At 71.6% G+C, this 21,653-nt stretch carries 32 protein-coding genes; 10 read left to right on the top strand and 22 right to left on the bottom strand.

What is annotated here, in order from left to right; translation table 11 throughout:
- Positions 1–286: 286 nt before the first annotated feature.
- The 14 genes from T8T98_RS16065 to T8T98_RS16130 form a co-directional block, all read right to left on the bottom strand.
- Entirely contained in the window at positions 287–862 is a 576-nt protein-coding gene (locus T8T98_RS16065) for a tail tape measure protein (RefSeq protein ID WP_251104474.1), read from the bottom strand.
- Entirely contained in the window at positions 849–1,064 is a 216-nt protein-coding gene (locus T8T98_RS16070) for a phage tail assembly chaperone (RefSeq protein WP_251104473.1), read from the bottom strand. The genes T8T98_RS16065 and T8T98_RS16070 overlap by 14 nt, the downstream gene beginning before the upstream one ends.
- Positions 1,061–1,390: a gene transfer agent family protein gene (locus T8T98_RS16075; RefSeq protein WP_251104472.1), complete on the bottom strand. Its 330-nt coding sequence runs from the start codon at positions 1,388–1,390 to the stop codon at positions 1,061–1,063. The genes T8T98_RS16070 and T8T98_RS16075 overlap by 4 nt, the downstream gene beginning before the upstream one ends.
- Positions 1,387–1,794, bottom strand: a complete 408-nt coding sequence (locus T8T98_RS16080; RefSeq protein ID WP_251104471.1) for a phage major tail protein, TP901-1 family — start codon at positions 1,792–1,794, stop codon at positions 1,387–1,389. Before T8T98_RS16080 ends, T8T98_RS16075 begins: the two co-directional genes overlap by 4 nt.
- A gap of 26 nt (positions 1,795–1,820) precedes the next feature.
- Positions 1,821–2,222 (bottom strand): tail completion protein gp17, encoded by a 402-nt coding sequence (gene gp17, locus T8T98_RS16085; protein ID WP_251104470.1) that lies wholly within the window; start codon positions 2,220–2,222, stop codon positions 1,821–1,823.
- 3 nt (positions 2,223–2,225) lie between these two features.
- Complete coding sequence (locus tag T8T98_RS16090; RefSeq protein WP_251104469.1) at positions 2,226–2,396, bottom strand: hypothetical protein; 171 nt, start codon at positions 2,394–2,396, stop codon at positions 2,226–2,228.
- Positions 2,393–2,944: a head-tail connector protein gene (locus T8T98_RS16095; protein ID WP_251104468.1), complete on the bottom strand. Its 552-nt coding sequence runs from the start codon at positions 2,942–2,944 to the stop codon at positions 2,393–2,395. The genes T8T98_RS16090 and T8T98_RS16095 overlap by 4 nt, the downstream gene beginning before the upstream one ends.
- A 422-nt stretch (positions 2,945–3,366) precedes the next feature.
- The gene (locus T8T98_RS16100; RefSeq protein ID WP_251104467.1) at positions 3,367–4,521 is read right to left on the bottom strand and encodes a phage major capsid protein; all 1,155 of its coding nucleotides are present in this window, start codon (positions 4,519–4,521) and stop codon (positions 3,367–3,369) included.
- A 441-nt stretch (positions 4,522–4,962) separates the two neighbouring features.
- A complete protein-coding gene (locus T8T98_RS16105; protein ID WP_251104466.1) occupies positions 4,963–5,367 on the bottom strand; it encodes an HK97 family phage prohead protease in 405 nt (134 codons plus the stop codon).
- Complete coding sequence (locus T8T98_RS16110) at positions 5,364–5,672, bottom strand: DUF6127 family protein (protein WP_251104465.1); 309 nt, start codon at positions 5,670–5,672, stop codon at positions 5,364–5,366. The genes T8T98_RS16105 and T8T98_RS16110 overlap by 4 nt, the downstream gene beginning before the upstream one ends.
- Before the next feature lie 174 nt (positions 5,673–5,846).
- Positions 5,847–6,983 carry a phage portal protein gene (locus tag T8T98_RS16115; RefSeq protein ID WP_251104464.1) on the bottom strand — a complete coding sequence of 379 codons (1,137 nt, stop codon included), beginning with the start codon at positions 6,981–6,983 and terminating at the stop codon, positions 5,847–5,849.
- Positions 6,984–7,080: 97 nt separating this feature from the next.
- Positions 7,081–7,608: a hypothetical protein gene (locus tag T8T98_RS16120; protein ID WP_251104463.1), complete on the bottom strand. Its 528-nt coding sequence runs from the start codon at positions 7,606–7,608 to the stop codon at positions 7,081–7,083.
- Positions 7,609–7,675: 67 nt separating this feature from the next.
- Entirely contained in the window at positions 7,676–8,980 is a 1,305-nt protein-coding gene (locus T8T98_RS16125; protein ID WP_251106019.1) for a DNA-packaging protein, read from the bottom strand.
- Positions 8,981–9,074: 94 nt separating this feature from the next.
- Positions 9,075–9,647: a hypothetical protein gene (locus T8T98_RS16130; RefSeq protein ID WP_251104462.1), complete on the bottom strand. Its 573-nt coding sequence runs from the start codon at positions 9,645–9,647 to the stop codon at positions 9,075–9,077.
- Positions 9,648–9,875: 228 nt separating this feature from the next.
- Here T8T98_RS16130 and T8T98_RS16135 point away from each other — a divergent pair, with 228 nt between their 5' ends.
- Positions 9,876–10,535, top strand: a complete 660-nt coding sequence (locus T8T98_RS16135) for a YqaA family protein (protein WP_251104461.1) — start codon at positions 9,876–9,878, stop codon at positions 10,533–10,535.
- Here T8T98_RS16135 and T8T98_RS16140 read toward each other — a convergent pair.
- On the bottom strand, positions 10,512–11,195 hold the full coding sequence (locus T8T98_RS16140) for a Crp/Fnr family transcriptional regulator (protein ID WP_251104460.1): 684 nt from the start codon (positions 11,193–11,195) through the stop codon (positions 10,512–10,514). The two genes, T8T98_RS16135 and T8T98_RS16140, sit on opposite strands and share 24 nt — an antisense overlap.
- A 49-nt stretch (positions 11,196–11,244) precedes the next feature.
- Between T8T98_RS16140 and T8T98_RS16145 the strand changes: the two genes are divergently transcribed.
- Positions 11,245–12,093 carry a sterol desaturase family protein gene (locus T8T98_RS16145; protein ID WP_251104459.1) on the top strand — a complete coding sequence of 283 codons (849 nt, stop codon included), beginning with the start codon at positions 11,245–11,247 and terminating at the stop codon, positions 12,091–12,093.
- Here the strand turns inward: T8T98_RS16145 and T8T98_RS16150 are convergent.
- The 6 genes from T8T98_RS16150 to T8T98_RS16170 all read right to left on the bottom strand — a co-directional run bounded on the left by T8T98_RS16150 (position 12,090) and on the right by T8T98_RS16170 (position 15,083).
- On the bottom strand, positions 12,090–12,521 hold the full coding sequence (locus T8T98_RS16150) for an OsmC family protein (protein WP_160733327.1): 432 nt from the start codon (positions 12,519–12,521) through the stop codon (positions 12,090–12,092). The genes T8T98_RS16145 and T8T98_RS16150 overlap by 4 nt on opposite strands.
- 39 nt (positions 12,522–12,560) lie before the next feature.
- On the bottom strand, positions 12,561–12,758 hold the full coding sequence (locus tag T8T98_RS16350) for a GSU2403 family nucleotidyltransferase fold protein (protein ID WP_407675130.1): 198 nt from the start codon (positions 12,756–12,758) through the stop codon (positions 12,561–12,563).
- Positions 12,713–12,949 (bottom strand): nucleotidyltransferase domain-containing protein, encoded by a 237-nt coding sequence (locus tag T8T98_RS16155; protein WP_251104458.1) that lies wholly within the window; start codon positions 12,947–12,949, stop codon positions 12,713–12,715. Before T8T98_RS16155 ends, T8T98_RS16350 begins: the two co-directional genes overlap by 46 nt.
- Positions 12,950–13,093: 144 nt before the next feature.
- The gene (gene spt / locus T8T98_RS16160; protein ID WP_251104457.1) at positions 13,094–14,344 is read right to left on the bottom strand and encodes a serine palmitoyltransferase; all 1,251 of its coding nucleotides are present in this window, start codon (positions 14,342–14,344) and stop codon (positions 13,094–13,096) included.
- Positions 14,341–14,586, bottom strand: a complete 246-nt coding sequence (locus T8T98_RS16165) for an acyl carrier protein (RefSeq protein WP_251104456.1) — start codon at positions 14,584–14,586, stop codon at positions 14,341–14,343. The genes spt and T8T98_RS16165 overlap by 4 nt, the downstream gene beginning before the upstream one ends.
- 128 nt (positions 14,587–14,714) lie before the next feature.
- A complete protein-coding gene (locus T8T98_RS16170) occupies positions 14,715–15,083 on the bottom strand; it encodes a response regulator (protein ID WP_160733323.1) in 369 nt (122 codons plus the stop codon).
- A 40-nt stretch (positions 15,084–15,123) separates the two neighbouring features.
- Between T8T98_RS16170 and T8T98_RS16175 the strand changes: the two genes are divergently transcribed.
- Genes T8T98_RS16175 through T8T98_RS16195 form a run of 5 tightly spaced genes read left to right on the top strand, consistent with a single transcriptional unit; the run spans position 15,124 to position 18,464 of the window.
- A complete protein-coding gene (locus tag T8T98_RS16175) occupies positions 15,124–15,471 on the top strand; it encodes a DUF3572 domain-containing protein (protein ID WP_160733322.1) in 348 nt (115 codons plus the stop codon).
- Positions 15,468–16,112, top strand: coding sequence for an HAD family hydrolase (locus T8T98_RS16180; RefSeq protein ID WP_160733321.1), 645 nt, complete (start codon positions 15,468–15,470; stop codon positions 16,110–16,112). The genes T8T98_RS16175 and T8T98_RS16180 overlap by 4 nt, the downstream gene beginning before the upstream one ends.
- Positions 16,109–16,567, top strand: a complete 459-nt coding sequence (locus T8T98_RS16185) for a RidA family protein (protein WP_251104455.1) — start codon at positions 16,109–16,111, stop codon at positions 16,565–16,567. The genes T8T98_RS16180 and T8T98_RS16185 overlap by 4 nt, the downstream gene beginning before the upstream one ends.
- Entirely contained in the window at positions 16,564–17,328 is a 765-nt protein-coding gene (locus tag T8T98_RS16190) for a glycerophosphodiester phosphodiesterase family protein (RefSeq protein ID WP_251104454.1), read from the top strand. Before T8T98_RS16185 ends, T8T98_RS16190 begins: the two co-directional genes overlap by 4 nt.
- Positions 17,325–18,464: a GNAT family N-acetyltransferase gene (locus T8T98_RS16195; RefSeq protein WP_251104453.1), complete on the top strand. Its 1,140-nt coding sequence runs from the start codon at positions 17,325–17,327 to the stop codon at positions 18,462–18,464. Before T8T98_RS16190 ends, T8T98_RS16195 begins: the two co-directional genes overlap by 4 nt.
- Here T8T98_RS16195 and T8T98_RS16200 read toward each other — a convergent pair.
- Complete coding sequence (locus tag T8T98_RS16200; protein ID WP_160733317.1) at positions 18,461–18,790, bottom strand: hypothetical protein; 330 nt, start codon at positions 18,788–18,790, stop codon at positions 18,461–18,463. The genes T8T98_RS16195 and T8T98_RS16200 overlap by 4 nt on opposite strands.
- A 288-nt stretch (positions 18,791–19,078) precedes the next feature.
- On the opposite strand from T8T98_RS16200, the gene dksA reads away from it, so the two are divergent.
- The 3 genes from dksA (at position 19,079) to T8T98_RS16215 (ending at position 21,639) form a co-directional block, all read left to right on the top strand.
- On the top strand, positions 19,079–19,537 hold the full coding sequence (gene dksA, locus T8T98_RS16205) for an RNA polymerase-binding protein DksA (protein WP_160733316.1): 459 nt from the start codon (positions 19,079–19,081) through the stop codon (positions 19,535–19,537).
- 175 nt (positions 19,538–19,712) lie between these two features.
- Positions 19,713–20,090 carry a PilZ domain-containing protein gene (locus T8T98_RS16210; RefSeq protein WP_160733315.1) on the top strand — a complete coding sequence of 126 codons (378 nt, stop codon included), beginning with the start codon at positions 19,713–19,715 and terminating at the stop codon, positions 20,088–20,090.
- Positions 20,091–20,163: 73 nt separating this feature from the next.
- Complete coding sequence (locus tag T8T98_RS16215; protein ID WP_251104452.1) at positions 20,164–21,639, top strand: ABC transporter substrate-binding protein; 1,476 nt, start codon at positions 20,164–20,166, stop codon at positions 21,637–21,639.
- Positions 21,640–21,653: the final 14 nt, after the last annotated feature.

A 21,653-nucleotide genomic window follows, 5' to 3' on the forward strand; every position in this document is an offset into this window, starting at 1 on the left:
GCGCTCCGGGCGCGCGGTCGCGCTTGCGGGGCTGCTGGTCGCAGCCCCGGACCTTTCCTGGCCACGAGTGCCTGAAGAGGCCCCGCCCCGGTCACGGATGCCTGGAAAGATCCGGTCCGCGACCAGCGGACCGCAAGGCCGGAAGCGTAGTCGAAGACGCCGCTGGCCGAAGGCCACCTGCACGGCCGCCCGCAGCGACCGTAGGGAGCGAGGATAGCCAAGGCCGCGGATGCGGCCGCCGGCGCCTGAGGCCCCAACAAAAAACTCCCTCCGACGCCCAAAAATCTCACCCGATCAAAGCCCGCCGCACCGCACTTGCAACCTGACGGCTGGAGCGCTGGAGGGCGACGGGGGCGGGGGTGCCGCGGGGGGCGGTTATGCCGATCGCGACGCGCACCTCGCGCGGCGGGGAGGAGGCGGGCGAGGCCTCGACCCGGCCGGCGCTGGTGGGGACGAACATCTCCGGTCCGCGCTCGCCCACCATGTAGGGGCGCCCGGGCGAGACGGGGCCGCCGGTGGCGCGGCCGGGCAGGCCGAACAGCGCCCCTGCCAGCCCGCCCAGCACGGCGCCGAGCCCCCCGACCCCTCCGCCCGGCCCGCCGCCGAGCAGCGAATCGAGGCCGAGCCGCAGCGAGCGGGCGGCGATCTGGTCGAGCGCGGCGAGCGCGGTCCGCTTCAGGTCCTCGAACCCCAGGGCGCCCCGGCGCACGGCCGACAGCAGCCCGCGTTCGAGCACGGCGCCCGCATCGCGAAAGCCGTCGACCAGCGTGGTATCGAGGTTCGTGCGCATCTGCGCGATATCCTGCGCGAAGCCCTGCGTCCCGGCGCGGACTTCGACCAGCAGCTCGTCAATCTCGTCCATCGTCGCGCTCCATCATGCGTTCGATCTCCGCCCGGGTCGGGCCGGCGGGGGCAGCGGCCGGATCGGCCAGGCTGGTCGCCAGCTCCGCCGGGGTCGCGTGCCAGAAATCGTCGGGCCGCCAGCCCAGCGCGCGCGCCGCCAGCCCGGCCAGCGCGAGCGCCGCGGGGGCGAAACGCGGCGCGGCATCGGCGGCGGCGGTCACGGCGATCCCTTCAGGACCTGGCCCAGCAGCGCGCGCAGCGGCGCGGTGCAGGCGGCAAGCCCGGCCGCGATCACCGCCTGGCCGACCGCCTCGCGCGTCAGCCCCTCGCGGTCGGCCATGCAGTGCCAGAACAGCGTCGCCATCTCGGCCAGGCCGAGCCGGCCCTCGCCCGCCCGCTCGACCAGCGCGAAGAGCGGGCCGAGGTCCTCCTCCGCGGCGACCAGCGCGGCGAAGGTCGGGCGCAGCAGGCGCGGCCGGCCGGCGACGGGCAGCACCGCCTCGCCGCGGTGCGGATTGGCCGGGGCGGGCCGGTCGGGGCCGCTCATGCCGGCACCACGGGGCCGGAGCTTTCGAGCTGCATCGTGTAAGTCCGCTCGCCGTTGAAATCGCCGGCATAGTCGAGCCGCTGGACGAGGAAGCGCCCGCGCATCCGCTCGCCATCCTCGAACGACAGCTCGTAATCGCCGATCGTCCCGGCCAGGGCATGGGCGCGGATCGCGGCTTCCGCCTCGCTGGCGAGGAAGATCCCGCTCGCCGCGACCGAGACCGAGCGCGTGCCCGCCCCCGACAGCAGCTCGCGCCAGCCGCCGCTCTGCTTGTGGGTGACGACGACCGTATCGCCGTTGACCGACATCTGCGTCGTGCGCAGCCCGGCGACGGTGGTGAAGGCCGGCGGATCGCCGCCGTCGCCGAGCTTGAGGAGGAAGGCGGAACCTTTCTGGGCGGACATGGGCAAGCTCCTGTTGCGGGAAGGGATCAGGTCGCGAGGCAGCGGAACCGGTATTCGGTCAGCACGCTGCGGCGGTTGTCGGCGCGGCGCTCGGCCCGCGCGCGCAGGAAACGGGTGGACACGACGATGAACGGGGGCGTGGCCGCGGCCTGGACCGGCGGCAGGTCCTCCACCCTGCGGTCGATCGCGGCGACCAGCGCGCCGTCGGCGGCGGCATCGTCGCCGCGCGTGTGCAGTTCCAGCGCAAGGCGAATCTCGCGCCCGGCGCGGTCCTTGGTGCTCCAGTCGGCGCTCGCGCTCGCGGCAATGCCGAGCCAGGGCGGCGAGGCGCGCAGCGGCGCTTCCTCCGCCACCATGTTGAGCGCATCCAGCGGGGCGGGGGCGGCGCGCAGCCAGTCGATCAGCGCGGCGCGCAGGGCATGTTCCATCGTTCAATCCTTTGCGAACAGGGGCCAGAGCAGGCGCGGCTCGCGCCAGCGGGAGGCCGCATCGCGCCGGGCGCGCAGCAGCGTTTCGGCGCGTGCGCGGGCGAGGCGGGCGGCCTTGCGCGCCAGGGCGGCGGCAAACGCCCCGCGCGGCTGGCGCAGGCGGGCGGCGATCATGCCAGCCGCGTGCGGCGCCAGGGGTGCCACAGCGCGGCCACCGCCGCGGGCAGGATGCGGCCGGGCGGTGCCTCGCCGTCGCGGGCGCGGAACAGCTCGGCCGCGAGGCGCACGATGCCGTGGCGCAGCGTCTCGGGCAGGGCGGCCCAGTCGCTCGCATATCCGGCGGCGTAGCGGACCGCGACCCGGCCGGCCGCGCCGGGCTGCATCACCCGCACCCGGCCCGACCCGTCGGGGTCGAGCGCGATCGCATGGGCTTCGGCGGAAAGGGCAAAGCGCGGCCCTTCGGCCGGAATGCCCTCGACCGCCGGGATCGCGTTGACCGGCCGCGCGGCCAGAACCTGCCATTCGCGGCTGGCGGGCAGCACGTCCTCGCACGTCGCCTCCAGCGGCAGCGTGCCGGTAAAGGCCTCGCACGCCTGGGCCGCCGCGCCGACCAGCCGGGCGAGCGTGCCGTCCTGCGCGGGGCCGGTGATCGCCAGCCACTGCTTGACGTCGGCCAGCGCGCCGCCCGTGAAATCGGGCGGCGTCAATATGGTCCGCTGCATGTGCGGGTGTCCTTTCTTTGTTATTGTTGAGCCTCAAGCGCCGGCGGGGCCATCCGGCCCCTTGGCTTTCCTCCGCGCAGAGCGCTCCGGGCGCGCGGTCGCGCTTGCGGGGCTGCTTGCGCAGCCCCGGACCTTTCCAACCGGAAGTGCCTGAAGAGGCCCTTTCCCGGCCACGAGTGCCTGGAAAAGTCCGGTCCGCGAACAGCGGACCGCAAGGCCGGAAGCGTAGTCGAAGACGCAGCTGGCCGAAGGCCACCTGCACGGCCGCCCGCAGCGACCGAAGGGAGCGAGGATATCGCGCCCGCCGATCGGTCCGGTCCGCGACCAGCGGACCGCAAGGCCGACCGGCCGCCCGCAGCGACCGAAGGGAGCGAGGATATCGCGCCCGCGGATGCGGGCGCGGAACCAAAGACTCCCTCCCCCTACCCCTCGATCTTCAGCAGCTTGATCGCGTTCGAATCGAGCACCTGGCCGCCCACGCGCCTGGTGGCGTAGAAGTGGACGAAAGGCTTGTTGGTGAAGGGGTCGCGCAGGATCTGCGTGGCGGAGCGTTCGGCGATCAGGTATCCGGCGCGGAAGTTGCCGAAGGCGATCGGGCAGGCGCCCGCGCCGATATCGGGCATGTCCTCCGCCTCCACCACCGGGTAGCCGAGCAGGCGATCGGGCTGCCCCTCGACCATCCCCGGCTGCCACAGGAATGCGCCGTCGGCGGTCTTGAGCTTGCGCACTTCGGCCAGCGTTGCCGAGTTCATCACGAAGCTCGCGCCCTGGCGGTACCCGGCCTTGAGCGTGTGGACGAGCACGATCAGCGTCAGCTCGGGCTCGCTGCCCAGCCCGGCGGCATCGCCGCTGCCGATATATTGCAGCGTGCCGAAGGCGCGCGCGCTGTCGCCGGCGGTGGCGGACGGCGCGGCGAGGAACCCCTGCGGCTGGTCGGTGCCGGTGCCGTTGACGAAGGCGGCCCCTTCGGCGCGGGCGAATTCCTGCCCGATCTCGCTCGCCAGCCAGCTTTCGACATCGAAGGCCGCATCGTCGAGCATCGCCTGGCTCGCCGCCGGGTTGGCGTAGAGCTCGCCGGTCGGCGGGGCGATCTCGGCGAATTGCGGGGTATCGGTTTCGGGCCGGGCGGCCGTCTCGCTGACCCAGCCCGAGGCGGTGCCGCCGGTGCTGACGAGCTTGCGATAGCCGCTGCTGCCGGTCTGCACGACCTGGGCGATCGCGCGGATCGGGCTGATTGCGGTCAGCTCGCGCGCAATGGCGGCGTCGATCTCGCGCGGGACGGCATAGCCGCCGTCGGCGGGCACCCCGGTGGAAAGCGACTTGACTTCCGCCGTGCTGCCGCGCCGCAGATAACCCTCGACGAAGCCCTTGACCTCGGGGCTGGCGGCGGCGGGGGCGAGCGCCGGGCGCGCGGCCGCCCTGCCGATCCGGTCCACGCGGGCCTTCACCTCGTCCACGTCGCTGCGCAGCGCGGCGACCTCGCCCTCGGTCTTCTCCTGCCGCGCGAGCAGGTCGAAGCTTTCCTCCAGCGGGTCGGCGGCAGTCGCGGCGGCGGTGGGGGTAACGGGGGTATCCATAGGTAATTCACCTTTCTTGGGGGTGGTTGTCGGGGCAGGCGTGCGAGCCCTTCGCGAAGGCGGGGGTCTCAGGCCATCGGGCGAAACGTTGGCGGCCCGAGGTCCCCGCCTGCGCGGGGACTCGCGGGATTACTGGCGATGCGGACTATCGGCGGCGGACCGGTCTCAGGCGCCTGAGGCTCGCCCCCGGTCGGCGACCAGCCGACCGCAAGCGCGACCGCGCGCCCGCAGCGACCGAAGGGAGCGAGGATAGCCAAGGCCGCGGACGCGGCCGCTGGCGCCTGAGGCGCCAACAAAAACTTCCCACAGCCCTCGCGACACGGTGTCGGCCGGGAACGGTTCGGTCGGCGACCAGCCGACCGCAAGCGCGACCGCGCGCCCGCAGCGACCGAAGGGAGCGAGGATAGCCAAGGCCGCGTACGCGGCCGCCGGCGCCTGAGGTTAAACAACAAGAAACACCCGCGCGCCGTGCTGCAGCGGGTGGGTGACGAGGCTGACTTCGAACAGCTCCACATCCTCCAGCACGCGGCCCGTGGCCTCGCGGTGAAACCGGCGCGCGCGATAGCCGAAGCTGAGGCCGCTTATCGCGCGGCGGCGCAGCAGGGCGGCGGCGCGCCCGGCGGGATTGTCGAGCGCGGCGATCACGCGCAGGCCGCGCGCATCCTCGCGCGCCTGCTCGATCCAGCCGATCCGTCGGTCGGGCCGGTGCTGCCAGTAGAGCGGCAGGGGCCCGAGCGATGCCGTCCGGCGCTCGGCCAGGGTGCGGGCGAAGGCGCCGGGGCGTATCGTGTCGCGCGCGGCGTCGGCCCGGCCGAACAGCGCGGCGTAGCCGGCCAGCCGGGTCATCGCAGCGCCCCGGCGAGGCCCAGCCGCACGGCAATCCCGATCACGAGCAGCGCCAGCGCGCCGCGCACCAGCCAGGCGATCGCCGCGCGCCAGGCGCTGGCCTTGGCATCGCGCCAAGCCTGGAGCAGCTCGCGCAGTTCGGCCAGGTCCTCGCGCGCGTCGGGATCGGCGAGGCCGGTGCGCTGGAGCGCGCGGTCCGCGCCGAGATCGGTGGCTTCCTCGACGATCGCGCGCAGCGTCACCAGCTCGCAGCCGCCGTCCTTCGCCTCGGCCATCAGCCGGGCGATCATGTCGGTCCTGTCCATGGGATTGGTATCCTTGTCGCTAGTCCTCCCCAACGACTTGCGTTGGGGAGGTGGGCGACGCCGCAGGCGTCGGTCGGAGGGGCGATGTCGCGCAAGGCCCCTCCACCACGAGCCGCTTCGCGTCTCGCGGTCCCCCTCCCCATCGCAAGACGATAGGGAGGACCCTCTCTTCAATCACGCCAGCCCCAGCAGCGCGCGTTTCTCTTCGGCGGAGAGGAAATCGGCGGCGTTGACCTGCGCCCAGAGCTTCTCGCGGTCTTCGGCCAGTGCGGGCACGCGGTCGAGATCGACCGCCAGCCTGGCCTGCGGGAACCACGGCTCCAGCCCCTGGCCCAGCCCGGCGAGGATCTTGCCCGCCAGCGGCAGCAGGGTCAGCCGCCAGAGCGCGCGGTTCGCCTCGCGGTAATTGGCATAGGTGTTGTCGCCCGGCAGGCCGAGCAGCATCGGCGGCACGCCGAAAGCGAGCGCGATGTCGCGCGCGGCGGCGGCTTTCAGGGTGGCGAAGTCCATGTCCGCCGGCGAATGGGCCATGGCCTGCCATTTCAGCCCGCCTTCGAGCAGCATCGGCCGCCCGGCATTGGCCTGGCCCTGGAAGCCGGCGGCGAGTTCGGCCTTGAGCCGTTCGAACTGTTCGCCGGTCAGGGGCGCACCGTCGGCCCCCTCGAACACCAGCGCGCCCGAGGGGCGGGCCGCGTTCTCCAGCAGCGCGCGGTTCCAGGCGGAGGCGGCGTTGTGGATCGCCACCGCCTGCTCCGCCGCGGCCAGCGCGCCGGCGCCGTAATGGTCGTCGGCGGGGTGGAAGGCGCGCAAGTGGACGATGTTGGGCCAGCCGTCCTCGTCCTCGGGCGCGATCGTCAGCGTCCGGTCGGCCAGCTTGTAGGCATAGGCGGCGGGCCAGCCGTCGTCCGCCGCCACGACCGAAACCCGCTCGGGCCGCAGGGCGAACAGCTCGACCGGCTGGCCGGCGGCGTCCTTCATCACCTGGACATAGGCATTGCCGTGCAGCAGCAGGTGCGCGGCGACCGTCTCGATCAGCGCCTGCCCGGCGCCCGTCGCGCCGACCAGCGCCTCCAGCGCCGGGTCGCTCGGCTGGATCGGCGCGCTGCCGACCCCCTCGGCGACGAGCCGCACGCTGCGCTGGGCGACCGGGTTGTCGAGGTAGGCCCGGCGCACGCTGCGGCCATATTCGTAAGGCGGCGCGCCCGCGCTTTCGACCGCGAGCGCCCAGGGCGAAACGAACCCGCGCGCCAGCGGCACGCGAGCCCCGCCCCCGCCCTTGAAGGCGGAAGCGATGGTGGCGAGGAAGGACATGGGGTTTCCTTTCGGGCAATGAAAAACCCTCCCCGTCGCGGACGGCGGGGAGGGTCGATGACCGGCTCTTGCGAAGGGGGGCGGACGGGCCCCGCGGCTAGGGGCTGGGCGGGGCTTCCCACGCCAGCCCGGCGAACTTGAACTGACCGGTGGAGCAGAACACCATGACCTGGGCCGGCGCGAAAGGCCGGCTTTCGAACCGGTGGACGGTCTCGGCAACCTGCAGCTCGCCGGTGCCGTCGGCCGCGATCGACAGGGCGAAGGGGATCGGTCCTTCGGCGCTCACGGGCGGCAGCTCGCGGCGGGGCTGCTGCGCGCCGCGGTCGTTGAAGAAGACGTCGAGCCTCGGCGACCTGGGCGACGGCGCGATCAGCTGAAAGCCGAAGCTGTGGCTCCCGTCGGTCCGCGCCAGTCGCACGCCCGCCACCGGAAGCGTGTCTCCCGATCGCATTTCGACCGGCTCTATCGTCCCGCTGATGCGGAGCGGCCGGGCCGTGTCGAACGTGATCGAGGAGAACCGGCCCGCCTCGACGTCGCAATCGAATGCCAGGTCCTGGGCCATCGCCGTTCCCGGGGCGGCCAGCCACAGCGCCGCGGCCGCGGCGACGAGAGTGCGCTTCATCATCGGATCGTGTCTCCCTTCCTCTTCCTGCCTGCTTACGGGCATCGGTCCGACGCTGTCCATCGCCCTCTCAGATCACCGAGATCCGCGGGCGCGGGGCGGGGCCCAGCATCAGTTCGGTCAGCGCCCAGACGAGCGCGTCGGCGCGGTCGGGGCTGCGGCCGGGGCCGTGGTAGCGGCCGCCCGACATCAGCCCGCACAGCTGGTCTTCCAGCGCGGGGAACAGCGCCGCGTGGCGAACCCGGCCCGCTTCGTAGAGCGCGGCGACCGGTTCGGCGCGGGCCACCTTGCCGCGGCGGGCGTGGACCAGCCGCACCGGCAGGTCGCGCCGCGCGGCGCGCAGCACGCTGGCGACCATCGCGCCGCCCTGGTTCGCCTCGGCCACGACCCGGTCCGCCTGCCAGGCCCGTGCCGCCTCGGCGACCGCGCGGGCCCAGCTTTCCGGGCTGGCGCGCTCGATCGAGGCATCGGCGAGGACGCGCGCGCCGCCGCAAGGCATCAGCGCGGCGACCACGATCCCGCAGGCATCGCCGCGCGTGCCGGCCGGGGGATCGACCCCCACGACCACGCGCACCGGATCGCCGGGCGGGGCGGCATCCTGCGCCAGGCGGCAGACTTCGAGCAGCGCGCGGCTCCACAACGCGCCCTCGACTTCGGCCAGCAGCTCGCCGCCCAGTTCCTGCCGGGCGAAGCTGGTCCCGCCGAACTGGCGCTCGATCGCGGCCACGAACCGGCCGGGCAGGTTGGGCCGGTTGTCGAACGTGGTCCCGCGCGTCACCGCGACCTCGCCCGTGTCCTCCGCCGCCAGCAGGCGCAGGAGGAGCGGCACCGGTCGCGGCGTCGTGGTCGCCAGCGCGCGCGGGCTTTCGCCCAGCCGCAGGCCGAGGGCGAGGTTGTCCCACGCCCGCGTCGCGCGCTCGCCCGCCATGTCCCACTTGGCGATCTCGTCGCACCAGGCATGGCTGTGCTGCGGGCCGCGCAGGCTTTCCGGCTCGCCCGCCGAATAGAGCGTGGCCAGCGCCCCGTTGGGCCAGGTGAGGCGGCGCAGCGAAGGCTCGTAGGCAGGGCAGCGGTGCGGCGGCGAGCAGGCGAGAATGCCGCTTTCGCCCTCGACCATGACCGCGCGCACTTCGGCCAGGCTCGCGCCGACCAGCGCGATCCGGGCGCGCGGATCGCGCTTGGCGATCTCGCGCACCCATTCGGCGCCCGCCCGCGTCTTGCCGAAACCGCGCCCGGCGCAGATCAGCCAGGCGGACCAGTCGCCCGGGGGCGGCAACTGGTCGCGCCGGGCCCACAAGGTCCAGTGGTGGCGCAGCTCGGCGCGCTCGTGGGGCGCGAGCCGGGCGAGTTCCTTCTGCCGTTCGTCTTCCTCCATCCGCAGCAGCTCGGCCAGCTTGCGGTCGAGCTGCGCGTCAAGCGGGTCGTCGGGCGGGTCGTCGGGCGGGTCGTGCGGCGGATCGACCGGCCGATCAGCGGCCATCGTCCGCGTCCCCGCCGCCGGCTTCGTCGTCGTCCCCGTTCGGGCCGGAGCCGGAGCCGGGGGCCGGGCCGGGGCCGGATTCGGGGCCGGATTCGGGGCCAGATTCGGGGGCGGCGCGCATGGCGATCCGCCGCTGGCGCATCCGTTCCAGCTTGGCATCGATCGAGGCGAGCACTTCGTCCTCGTAAGCATAGTCGTTGCGGCCCCGCTGGCGCTGGACGCTGGCGCGGTGCGCGGCGAGCAGGCGCAGCGCGGTGGCATTGTCGTACTTGCGCCGCGCCTTGCCGGCCGGGGTCGTCGCGCCGGCCAGCTCGCCTTCGCGCAGGCGGCGCAGCAGGTCGAGCTCGAGGTTGTCGTAGCCTTCGCACAGCGCCTCGAACCACTGGTGGGCGAAAGCCGGGTCGCCGCGCCGCGCGCCATAGGCCGCGCCCGGCTCGATCCCCGCCGCCCGGGCGGATGCGGCGACGTTGGACGTGCGCGCCAGTTCCGCCAGGAAGGGCTTGCGCCATGCCTTGCCCGCCGGCGCGCGGCCGCGGGCAGGCGAGGATTTCGCCTTGGTCATGATTCGGCTCCGTGTCTTGGTGGAGAGGGGGTGGGAAGAGAAAGGGGGGGGGGACGCCGCGCGGGCGGTCCCGGCGAATCGCACTATCGCGATGTTCGTGTTCTCTAACCAATGAGCGTCGCGATGTCAAGATAAAAGTGCCAAATAGGTTATGAAGGCGCGCCGCCCGATACCTGGGCCCGCGCGCCGGCGCTTGCCTGCCCCGCACCGCTGGCATAGGGCGCGGCGATGCTGCGCAAACTCTACGACTGGACGATGGCCAAGGCCGCGCATCCCCATGCGGAGGGGTGGCTGGCGCTGATCAGCTTCATCGAATCGAGTTTCTTCCCGATCCCGCCCCACCCCCTGCTCGGCCTGATGTGCCTGGCCGAACCGGCGAAGGCGATCCGCTTCGCGCTGGTCTGCACCGTCGCCTCGGTTCTGGGCGGGCTGTTCGGCTACGCGATTGGCTATTTCCTCTACGACACGGTCGGCACCGCGATGCTTTCGGCCATCGGGCTGGCGGAGGAGTTCCCGGTCGCCGCCTGCCACTTGCGCGAGCGCGACTGGGAAGTGATCTTCCTCGCCGGGAGCACCCCGGTCCCGTTCAAGCTGCTGACGATCACCGCCGGCTTCATCGAAATGGCGCTGGTGCCGTTCATCCTCGCCAGCATCGCCGGGCGCGCGCTGATCTTCATGACCGTGGGGATCCTGTTCCGCCTGTTCGGCGCGCCGATCAAGCGGGTGATCGACGAATACCTGGTCACCGTCACCACCGTCTTCGCGGTGCTCGTCGTCGGCGGCTTCCTCGCGCTAACCTGGCTCTCGGGCGGAGAGGACGGCGCGCCGGATACCTGCGCGGCGGCGGCGATCGCGGCGCCGGCCTCACCCGGCGGCGAAGCGGCGTAACCGGTCCGGATCGGGCACCTCGATCGCGCCGTATCGCCGGCCGATCAGCCCGCCTTCGTCCAGTTCGCGCAGCGCCTGGTGCGCGGTCGAGCGGGTGACGCCCAGCAGGTCCGCGATCTCCTGCTGGGTCACGGCCAGCCGGCGGGGGGCTGCGCCCGGACCGCACAAGTTGGCGAGCAGCCCGGCCGCGCGCGCGGTCGCCGTGCCCCGGCGGATTCCGGCCATCAGGTTGAGCACTTCCTGCAATTGCCCGGCCATCGCGCCCAGCAGGCGGCGCATCGCGGCCGGGTCTTCGGCCAGCGCGCGTTCGAACCGCGCCCCGTCGATATGCCGCAGGACCGCCGCCTCGCGGGCGACGGCATCGACGACGCGGCGGCGCGCGGCGAGCCAGGCCAGCTCGCCGTAGGAATCGCCCGGGCCCAGCAGCGCGACCTGGCGGAAATCGCCGTCGGCAAGGAATTGCCCGACCGCGACCGCCCCCTCCTCGATCAGCCAGAAACCGCGCGCCGTCTCGCCGCGCTGCTGGATCACCTGGCCTTCGGCGAAGCGGCGCGCCGGGGCGCGATCGCGCAGCCGCGCGGCGAGGGCAGCCGGCAGGGCGGCGAAGAGCATCGCCGTGCCGGCCGAGCTGAGCGGCACCAATTGTCCGGTTTCCGACATTTCACCGGGCGTTCTAGCGCTAGACCGGGGCGGGGAAAAGGAGAGGACAATGTCAGCACCGATCGTCGCGGTTCTCGCGATCTATCTCGGCTTCGCGCTGCTCGAACTGTGGCGCACCGGCCTGCTGGCCAAGCCCGGGCAGACGCGCGACGACGGAATCGTCGAGGCGGCCAGCACGGTCATGCTGCTGGGGGTGACCCAGCCGGCGATCGTCGCGCTTTCGGCCATCCTCGCTTCCGCCGTCGCGCCGCAATGGCAGGGGGCGCTTGCCGGACTCCACCTCGTGCCCGCGGTGCTGCTGTTCCTCGTCCTCGACGACATGACGCAGTACTGGTGGCACCGGGCGAGCCACAGCTTCGCCTGGCTCTACAATCTCCACCGCGCGCACCACAACGCGCGCTACATGTCGGTGCGCCTCGTCTATCGCAACAACGTGTTCTATTACATGATGATGCCGGGGCTGTGGTTTTCCGGCGTGCTGCTCTACCTCGGCCTCGGCTGGGTCTATGCCGGGTACCTGGTGGTCAAGATGGCGGTGATCATCGGCGCCCATTGCGACATTGCCTGGGACCGGCCGCTCTACCGGATCGGCTGGCTGTCGCCGGTCATGTGGGTGGTGGAACGCACGATCTCGACCCCCGCCACGCACCACGCGCACCACGGGCGCCATGCGAGCGACCCGGCGGTCCATTACAAGGGCAACTACGGCAACCTGCTGTTCCTGTGGGACGTGATCTTCGGCACCGCGCGGATCACGCGGACTTATCCGCGCAGCTACGGGGTGGAGAACCTTCCCCCGGCCGGCGCGGCGCAGCAACTGCTGTGGCCGCTGGCGCCCGAGCCGCGGGCGCAGGACGCGGCGGCGCCGGCCGGTGCGGAAGACGCCGCCGCCGGCTAGCCCTCGAACGTCGTGTCCAGCGTGATCTCGGCCTTGAGCAGCTTGGAAATCGGGCAATTGGCCTTGGCCTCTTCGGCCAGCTTCGCGAAGTCCTCGCGCCCGATCCCCTCGACCTTGCCGGTGAGCGTCAGGTCGGAGCGGGTGACGGTAAAGCCTTCGCCCTCTTTCTCCAGCGTCACTTTCGCGGTGGTTTCCAGCGTCCCCTGCTCGTGCCCCGCGCGGGCGAGCGCGAAGCTGAGCGCCATCGTGAAGCAGCTGGCATGGGCCGCGGCCACCAGCTCCTCGGGATTGGTGCCCGGCGCATCCTCGAACCGGGTGTTGAACCCGTAAGGCTGGCCGTCCAGCGCGCCCGAACCGGTCGAGACACTGCCCTTGCCGTCCTTGCCCAGCCCTTCGTAACGCGCGCTACCGGTGTTGGTCGTCTTCATCGTCGCGATCTCCTTCACCATCGAGACGGCTGACGCGCCCTAGCGTTCCGCGCCGCCGCGCCATTCGCGCCACAGCGGCGCGAGCTCCTGCGGGATCGACTGCGCGAATGCCGCGTCGAGCGGATAGTGCGGCATGGCCTGCGCCACCGCCTCGAGCACGGCATTGCCTTGCGCCAGATCCTTGCGCCGTTTCAGCGGGTCGCGCTTCGCCTGTCGTCCGAGCCACAGCTTGTGCAGCGCGAACCAGCGGGGATCGGGCGCGGCCGGTCACGCCGGGCGAGGGCGTCCGCGCGCGAGGGGGCAATGAGCAGCTCGACCTCGTAGGCATCGGCATTGCGGGCCTGGAATCCGCGTTCGGCGTTGACCGCGAAGGTCGGGTCGACCGCCTTGAGCAGGTCCCAAACCGGCGCGCCATGCCCGCTCGGCATCGCGCCACGCCTCATAGCGCTGGCGCAGATTGACCAGCGCCCGCGCCTGTTCGTCGGTGTACTGGGCAAGCCTCATCGGTCATATTTATCCCACATTTTTCGCGGAATGGGAAACTGTGGGATAAATACCGAAATTACAGTAGATTAGATAATTCCGACCGCCTTGCCCGCGCGTTCGAACATGCCGAGGATCGTCCCGACTTCCTCGGCCGAGTGTTCGGCGCAGAGCGAGCAGCGCAGCAGCGTCATGTTGGCGGGCGTCGCGGGCGGGCGGGCGAGGTTGACGTAGAGCCCTTCCTTCAGCAGCGCCTCCCACATCGCGGCGCCCCGCGCGAGGTCGGGCATGATCACCGCGACGATCGCGCTCTGCGGTTCGTCGGTCCCGAGCTCGAAGCCGAGGTCCTTCAGCCCGGCATGGAGCCGCCGCGAATTTTCCCACAAGTGCGCGCGCTTGTTGCCGCCGTGCATCAGCTTGCGAATGCTGGTCGCGGCGGTGGCGACCACGCTGGGCGGCAGCGAGGCGGTGAAGACATAGGGGCGGCAGACCAGCCGCATGATCTCGAACTTCGGGTGGTTGGAAACGCAGAAGCCGCCGACCGTGCCGACGCTTTTCGAGAAAGTGCCGATGATGAAATCGACATCCTCGATCACGCCCTGTTCCTCGCACACGCCGCGGCCGTTCTCGCCGATGAAGCCCATCGAGTGGGCCTCGTCCACCAGCACCATCGCGCCGTATTTCTTCGCGATCGCGACCATTTCCTTCAGCGGGGCGACATCGCCCAGCATCGAGTAGACGCCTTCGAGCACGACCAGCTTGCCCGCGCCTTCGGGAATGCGGCGCAGGCGCTTTTCCATCGCGTCGAGATCGTTGTGCTTGAACGGCACGACTTCCGCCTTGCCCATCGCGCACCCGTCCCAGATGCTGGCGTGGCTGTCGATGTCGAGGACGATGTAGTCGCCCTTGCCCGCGATGGTCGAGATGATCCCGAGATTGGCCTGGTAGCCGGTGGAGAAGACCATCGCGTGGTCCATCGCGTAGAATTCGCGCAGCGCGTCCTCGCACTCCCGGTGGCCCTGATAGGTCCCGTTGAGCACGCGGCTGCCGGTCGTCCCGCTGCCGAAATCGGCCAGCGCCTGCTTGCCCGCGGCGACGACGTCGGGATCGAAGGTCATCCCCATGTAATTGTAGGTGCCGAGCAGGATCGTGTCGCGCCCGTTGCAGATCGCGCGGGTGGGGGAGAGGACTTTCTCCATCACCAGGTTGAAGGGGTCTTCCTGCCCGCTGGCGAGCAGCCCTTCGCGCATCGCGATCAGGTCGTCGAACTTGCTGAACAGGTCGGGCGCGTCGCCTTCGCGCACCTGCGGCCGGTCGGGCTGGCTGATTCCTTCGCTCACGCGTCGGCCTGCATCTTGTGGACCGCGTCGACCAGCTGGCCGTAAGTCTCGATCTCGGCCTGCTGGTTCATCGAGATGATCACGTCGAACTCGTCCTCGATCGCGGCGACGAAATCCATCACCGTCAGGCTGTCGAACTCCAGGTCGCCGGCGAACGTGGTCGAATCGGCGATCTCGACGCCTTTCTTGTTGAACGGTTCGATCAGCGATCTGATGGTCTGGTCGGTTTGCGCGCGATCCATGGGGGGCGGTTCCAATCTCGTTAGTGCGGCGGGCATCGTGCCCGCCCTGCGAATGGCCCGGCAAAGCGGGTCCGGCCCCCGCTTGTCAAGCACCCGCGGCGCGAACCGCGCGGCGCGCGCGGCCGCCGTCAGGCCGGGACCAGCCGCCGCACCGCGGCCATGAAGGGGCCGATCGAAACCGGCTTGGCCAGGTAGTCGGCGGCGCCCGCGGCGCGGATCCGTTCCTCGTCGCCCTTGCCGGCATAGGCGGTCACCGCGAGGACCGGCACTTGCGCCAGCCCCTTGTCGCCCTTGAGCGCGGCGATCAGGTCCACGCCCGAGACATTGGGCAGCTGGATGTCCATCAGCACGAGGTCGGGGCCGAAGCGGCGGGCCGCCTCCAGCACCAGTTCGCCGTCGGCGACAGGCTCCACCTCGTAGCCGTTCGCGCGCAGGACGTCGCAGAACAGCTTCCGGTTGAGGTCGTTGTCCTCGACAACGAGTATTCTCTTTGCCACAGCCTCGCTCACCGGGGCGCGCTCCCTTCCTGCCGCCCGCATGCCATATCGGCCCTGCCCTTACGAGCTGACGAGGACGCTGACAATCATACACCAGACCCCATCCCCCGACCACGTGCCCGGCGACCCCGAATCGCTGGCGCTCGGCGCGCTCGGCTGGGTGTTGCAGGACGACGACCGGGCCGGGCGCCTGCTGGCGCTGACCGGGCTGACGCCGGAGATCCTGCGCGACCGGCTGACCGAGCGGAGCGTCATGGCCGCGGTGCTGGACTTTCTCGCCAATCACGAGCCGGACCTGGTCCTCGCGGCCGATGCGCTGAACGTCGCGCCCGAAACGCTGGTCGCCGCGCGCCGCGCGCTGGCCGCCGGCGGGGAGGCGGGGGCATGAGCCGGCCGCTGGTCATCTCCGACTGCGACGAGGTGCTGCTGCACATGGTCGCCCATTTCCGCGACTGGCTGGGCGAGAGCGAAGGGGTGGACTTCACGATCGGCAGCAACAGCTTCGCCCGCGCCATGCGCTGGCGCGAGAGCGGGGAAGCGGTCGAGGAACGCGAGATCTGGCGCCTGCTGGGCCGCTTCTTCGATACCGAGATGGACCGCCAGCACCCGATCGAAGGGGCGGTGGAAGGCATCGCCGCGCTGGCCGACCACGCCGACGTGGTGATCCTGACCAACCTCAACGACGAGCGGCGCGAACGGCGCGCGCGCCAGCTGATGGACCATGGAATCGACGCGCGGGTCTTCACCAACCAGGGGCCGAAAGGGCCGGCGCTGAAGGCGATCCTCGACGAATATGCGCCGAGCCGGGCGATCTTCATCGACGACCTGCCGCAGCACCACGCCTCGGTCTCGCAGGTCGCGCCCGAGGTTCGCCGCCTGCACCTGTGCGGCGAGCCGCTGCTGGCGCCGCATATCGATTGCGCCCACCGCGCGGGCGATGCACATGCGCGGATCGACCGCTGGGCCGAGGCGCTGCCATGGCTGCTCGACCAGCTTGCAAGCGAAACACAGGACCGGGAAAACGCATGAGCATCGACGCAAGACTCGCCGAACTGGGGATCGAACTGCCGCAGGCCGCCGCGCCGGTCGCCAGCTACCAGCCCGTCGTCGTCCACGGCGGCTTCGCCCATGTCTCGGGCCAGTTGCCGTTCGTCGGCGGCGACCTGGTCACGGGCCGGCTGGGCGAAGACGTCTCGCTGGAAGACGGCACCGCGGCGGCGCGCGCCTGCGGGCTGATGATCCTGGCCCAGCTCAAGGCCGCGCTGGGGTCGCTCGACAGGGTCGAACGCGTGGTCAAGCTGGGCGCCTTCGTCAGCTCGGCCGCCGATTTCACCGACCAGCCCAAGGTCGCCAACGGCGCGTCGGACCTGATGTTCGAGGTGTTCGGCGAGGCCGGGCGCCATTCGCGCAGCGCGGTCGGCGTGCCGGTGCTGCCGCTGGGCGTGGCGGTCGAAGTGGACGCGATCGTCGCCGTCAGCCCGTGATCCTGCGCCCGATCGACGCCTGGCGCGCGCCGCCGCCGGATCCGCGACGCGTCGAGTGGCTGGGGCAGTGGACATATGCCCACAGGGGCTGCCATTCGCCCGGTATCCCGGAAAATTCCGCGTCCGCCTTCGCCGAGGCGATCGGGCGCGGGCTGGGGATCGAGTGCGACGTCCAGCGCACCGGCGACGGGCGGGCCGCGGTGTTCCACGACTGGGAACTCGACCGGCTGACCGACGATAGCGGGCCGCTGATGCGCCGGCCGCTGGCGCAGATAGAGGCGCTGGCGCTGAGCGGCAGCAGCGACCGCGTTCCCTCGCTCGAACGGCTGCTGTCGCAAGTCGCGGGGCGCGTGCCCCTGCTGATCGAGCTGAAATCGCGGCGCCAGAACCGGGTCGCGCCGCTGTGCCTCGCGGTGCGCCGCGCGCTCGACGGCTATCGCGGCCCGCACGCGGTGATGAGCTTCGACCCGCGGGTTTCGCGCTGGTTCTCGGTCCATGCCCCGCGCACCGTGCGCGGGCTGGTGGTGACCGAGGAGAACGATCGCGGCCCCGCCGGCCGCTGGCGCCGCCACGCGGCCCTGTGGCACGCGCGGCCCGATTTCCTCGCCTACGACATTCGCGACCTGCCGAGCGCCTTCGCCGCGCAGCAGCGCGCGCGCGGCCTGCCGGTGCTGACCTGGACCGTGCGCGACGCGGCCCAGCGCGCCCGGGCGGCCGAGCACGCCGATGCCCCGATCGCGGAAGGGGACGGGCTGGCGTGAGCGCGGGCGAAGAGCGGATCCGCGTGGCCGATGCGGTCGGCGCGCTGCCGCGCGGCGCCTGGGACCGGCTGGCGGGCACCGACAATCCCTTCGTCTCGTGGGATTTCCTCACCGCGCTGGAGGATTCGGGCAGCGTCGGGCCGGGCACCGGCTGGCAGCCGCTGCCGATCGTGGTCGAACGCGGCGCGGGCCAGGTGCTGGCCGCGGCCATGCCGTCCTACGTCAAGTCGCACAGCCAGGGCGAATACGTGTTCGACCATGCCTGGGCCGATGCCTACGAGCGCGCGGGCGGGGCCTATTACCCCAAGCTCCAGGTCGCCGCGCCTTTCACCCCGGCGACCGGGCCGCGCCTGCTGGCCCGCAGCGACGACGACGCCGCGCTGCTGCTGCGCGCGGCGCAGGCGGTCTGCGCCCGGTTCGCCCTGTCTTCGGCCCATGCCACGTTCATCGCACCGGACCAGCGCGCACTGTTCGAACGGGGCGGCTGGCTGATGCGCAGCGATATCCAGTTCCACTGGGAAAACCGCGGCTACGACAGTTTCGACGGCTTCCTCGGCGCGCTCAGTTCGCGCAAGCGCAAGGCGATCCGCAAGGAACGCGCCGCGGCCCGCGAAGGGCTGGAGATCCGCCACCTGACCGGCGACGCGATCGCGCCCGAACACTGGGACGCGTTCTGGACCTTCTACCAGGACACCGGCGCGCGCAAGTGGGGGCAGCCCTACCTGACGCGCGAGGCCTTCACCCTGCTGGGGGAACGGATGGCCGACCGCATCCTGCTGGTCCTGGCCTTCGACGGCGCGGAGCCGATCGCGGGGGCGCTGAACTTCATCGGCGGCGACACGCTGTTCGGCCGCTACTGGGGCTGTCGCGAGCAGCGCCGGTTCCTGCATTTCGAGCTGTGTTACTACCAGGCGATCGACGCCGCGATCGCGCGCGGCCTCGCCCGGGTGGAAGCCGGTGCCCAGGGCGGGCACAAGCTGATGCGCGGCTACGAGCCGGTGGAAACCTGGTCGGCGCACTGGATTGCCGACCCGGGATTGCGCGAGGCGGTGGCCGAATATCTTCGGCACGAACGCGACGCCGTGGCGCAGGACCGCTCGGCCCTGGGCGAGCACACGCCTTTCCGCGAAGGCTAGGCCGCGCTGCGTTCTTCCGCGTTCAGCCACTCGCGCGCCCGGCGCTGGGCCTCGGCGATTTCGCGCGCGGTCATTTCCTCGGCGATGTCGGCGCGGCACACGGCCGCTTCCTCGTGGCCGTTCAGCGCCGCGAGGTTGAACCACTTGTGCGCTTCCACCAGGTCGCAGGCGACTTCGTGGTCGCCGGTCGAAAAGGCCACGCCGAGGTCGAAATAGGCCATCGCGTCGCCCTGCGCCGCGGCGGCCAGGCAACGCGCGACCAGCAGGTCGGCGGCGGCGGTGTCGGCCGGGACGGCCATCCCGCCTTCGATAGGAGTGAGCTTCATGTCATGCCCCCCGTTTGCTTGCGGGCGATCCCCAATGCCGCCCGGTCACGGCTTGCCCCGATTATGGTCAACAAAAGGTTAACATCGCGCTGGCAATGGCCCGGCGCGGGCGGTCGGCGCCGGGGCGGGAGATGAATTCCCGGCCATTTCCCGGCGCGTTTCCAATTGCCGCTTGTGCGTGCCCTGACCCCCGCTTATAGGCGCGCCCTGCGGGGCCCGGACCGTCGGACACGCCGGCGGGCCGGACAGGTAACGCCGGCGGCTGCCGGCAGGGGTTGAGAGGCACATATGGCGTCGGCGACGACCACCGACATCGAAGTTCTCGAACAGGCCAGACAAGCTATCGCGCCGGATTACGAGCCGAGCGACGACGAGCCTTACATGAACGAGCGGCAGGTGAACTTCTTCCGCATGCTGCTGCTCGAATGGAAACGATCGATCCTCAACGCGTCGTCCGCGACGCTGCAGTCCCTGCAGGACGGCCCGATCCGCGAGCCGGACCTGAACGACCGCGCATCGAGCGAGACCGACTGGAGCATCGAGCTGCGCACCCGCGACCGGCAGCGCAAGCTGATCGCCAAGATCGATGCCGCCCTGCGCCGCCTGGACGAGGGCGAATACGGCTATTGCGAGGTGACCGGCGATCCGATCGGCCTGCGCCGCCTGATCGCCCGCCCGGTCGCCACGATGACGGTCGAGGCGCAGGAAGCGCACGAGCGGCGCGAGAAGATCTCGCGCGACGACTGAAGGCGCGCCGCCGGGCCGGTACTCGGGGCCAGGTTTCGGGGCCAGGCTCGGGGCAGGGGGTTAAAGCTTCATTAGCCTCTCCCCCGCTAGAAGACCCTTCGTATTTCCCGGCCCGCGCGGTTCCGTTTCGCGCCGGGGCCGGGGCGGTGGCCGAAGAAAGGACGAAAGGCGAACGATGTCCGGCGTCGATACGCGTCACATTGCCAGGGACAGCCTGTTCCTCCTGGCCACGGTGCGCATCGCCGGCGATTCGGCGGAGCACCGGGTCAAGGTGCGCAACCTGTCGGCGGGCGGCATGATGGCCGAAGGCGAAGTCCAGGTCGAGCGCGGCACGCGCCTGGCGGTGGACCTGCGCAACGTCGGCTGGGTCGAAGGATCGGTCGCCTGGGTCCAGGACAAGCGCTTCGGCATTGCCTTTGCCGAGGCGATCGACGCCAAGGCCGTGCGCGCGCCGGTGGGCGGCGGCGGCGAGGGCACGCCGCGCTACGTTCGCCCGGCCTCGATCCTGCCCGATCGCATGTCGATCGACCCTTCGCGCCTGCGCAAGCTCTGACCCGGCGAACGCGCGCCGCGCGGCTGCGCTTGCCCGCTGACCTCGCGGCGATAGCCTGCTAGTCAGCATCGCGATGCCACTGTCCCGCCCGATCGCCCTGGCCTGTGCCGCTGTCGCGTGTCTTCTCGCCGGCTGTTCCGGCGGGCGCGACGATCTCGTCAACGTCGTCTTCATCGGGGAGCCGGAGGAGTTCGAGCAGACCGGCCTGCGCCTGTCGCCGGCGGCCCAGCACTTGCGCGCGGCGACGGCCGAAGGGCTGGTGGCGCTCGACGCCACGGGCGGGGTGGTCCCCGCGGTGGCCGAACGCTGGGTCGTGACCGACGACGGCCTCAGCTACATCTTCCGCCTGCGCAATTCGCGCTGGAGCGACGGCACCCAGATCGAGGCCGAGCATGTCCGCGACGAGCTGCGCGGCATATTGCGCCGCCTGCGCGGGACCTCGCTCGGCCGCGACCTCGACAAGGTCAGCGAAGTGCGGGCGATGACCGGGCGCGTGGTCGAAATCCGCCTGACCAGCCCGCTGCCCGACCTGCTGCAGATCCTGGCCCAGCCCGAACTGGGCCTGCGCCGGGGCGGGGAAGGGACGGGGCCGATGGCCGCGACCGAGACCGAGGACGGCTGGCTGCTGCAGCCGCGCCCGCCCGAAACCCGCGGCCTGCCCGAAGTGCCCGAATGGAACGAGCGGATCCGCCAGGTCCACGTGCGCGCCCTGCCGGCCCGCGCGGCGGTCGACGCGTTCGACGCGGGGGAGGCCGATCTCGTGCTCAACGGCACGCTCGCCAACCTGCCGCTGGCCGATGTCGGCGCGCTCTCGCGCGGGACCGTGCGGCTCGACGCCGCGCTCGGCCTGTTCGGGCTGCGCGTCCGCTCGGGCGAGGGGCTGCTGGGCGATGCCGCCCGGCGCGAGGCGTTGGCCATGGCGATCGACCGGCCGCAATTGCTGCAACCGTTCAACATCGGCGGCTGGGTGCCGACGACGCGGATCGTCGCGCCGGGCCTGCCCGACGACATCGGCACGATCGACGAACGCTGGAGCGACCTTTCGCCCGAGGCGCGCCGCACCCTCGCCGCGCGGCGCATCGCCGGCTGGCTGGGCGCGGAGGAAGGGCACACGGCCCGCGTCACGCTGGCCCTGCCGCAGGGGCCGGGTTCCGACCTGCTCTTTTCCGGCCTGGCCGAGGATTTCGCCGCGATCGGCGTTGCGCTCGAACGCGCCGACGACCCGCGCGAGGCCGATCTCGTCCTGGTCGACCGGGTCGCGCGCTATGGCGGCGCGCGCTGGTTCCTCAACCAGTTCGCCTGCGACTTGCGCGGCGGGCTCTGCTCGCCCGAGGCCGACGCGCGGGTGGAAGAGGCGCTCTCTGCCCAGAACCCGATGGTCCGCTCCGCCCTCTATGCCGAGGCGGAGGCCGAGCTGGCGGCGAGCAACGTCTATATCCCGATCGGCGCGCCGATCCGCTGGTCACTGGTGCGCGGCGGGGTCGAGGGGTTCCGCGAAAACCGCTGGAACATCCATCCCTTGCTGCCGCTGGCCATGCGCCCCATCTAGGGGTGCGAGGAGAA

The organism is Pelagerythrobacter marinus (genome assembly GCF_034375205.1).
Classification (GTDB): domain Bacteria; phylum Pseudomonadota; class Alphaproteobacteria; order Sphingomonadales; family Sphingomonadaceae; genus Pelagerythrobacter; species Pelagerythrobacter marinus.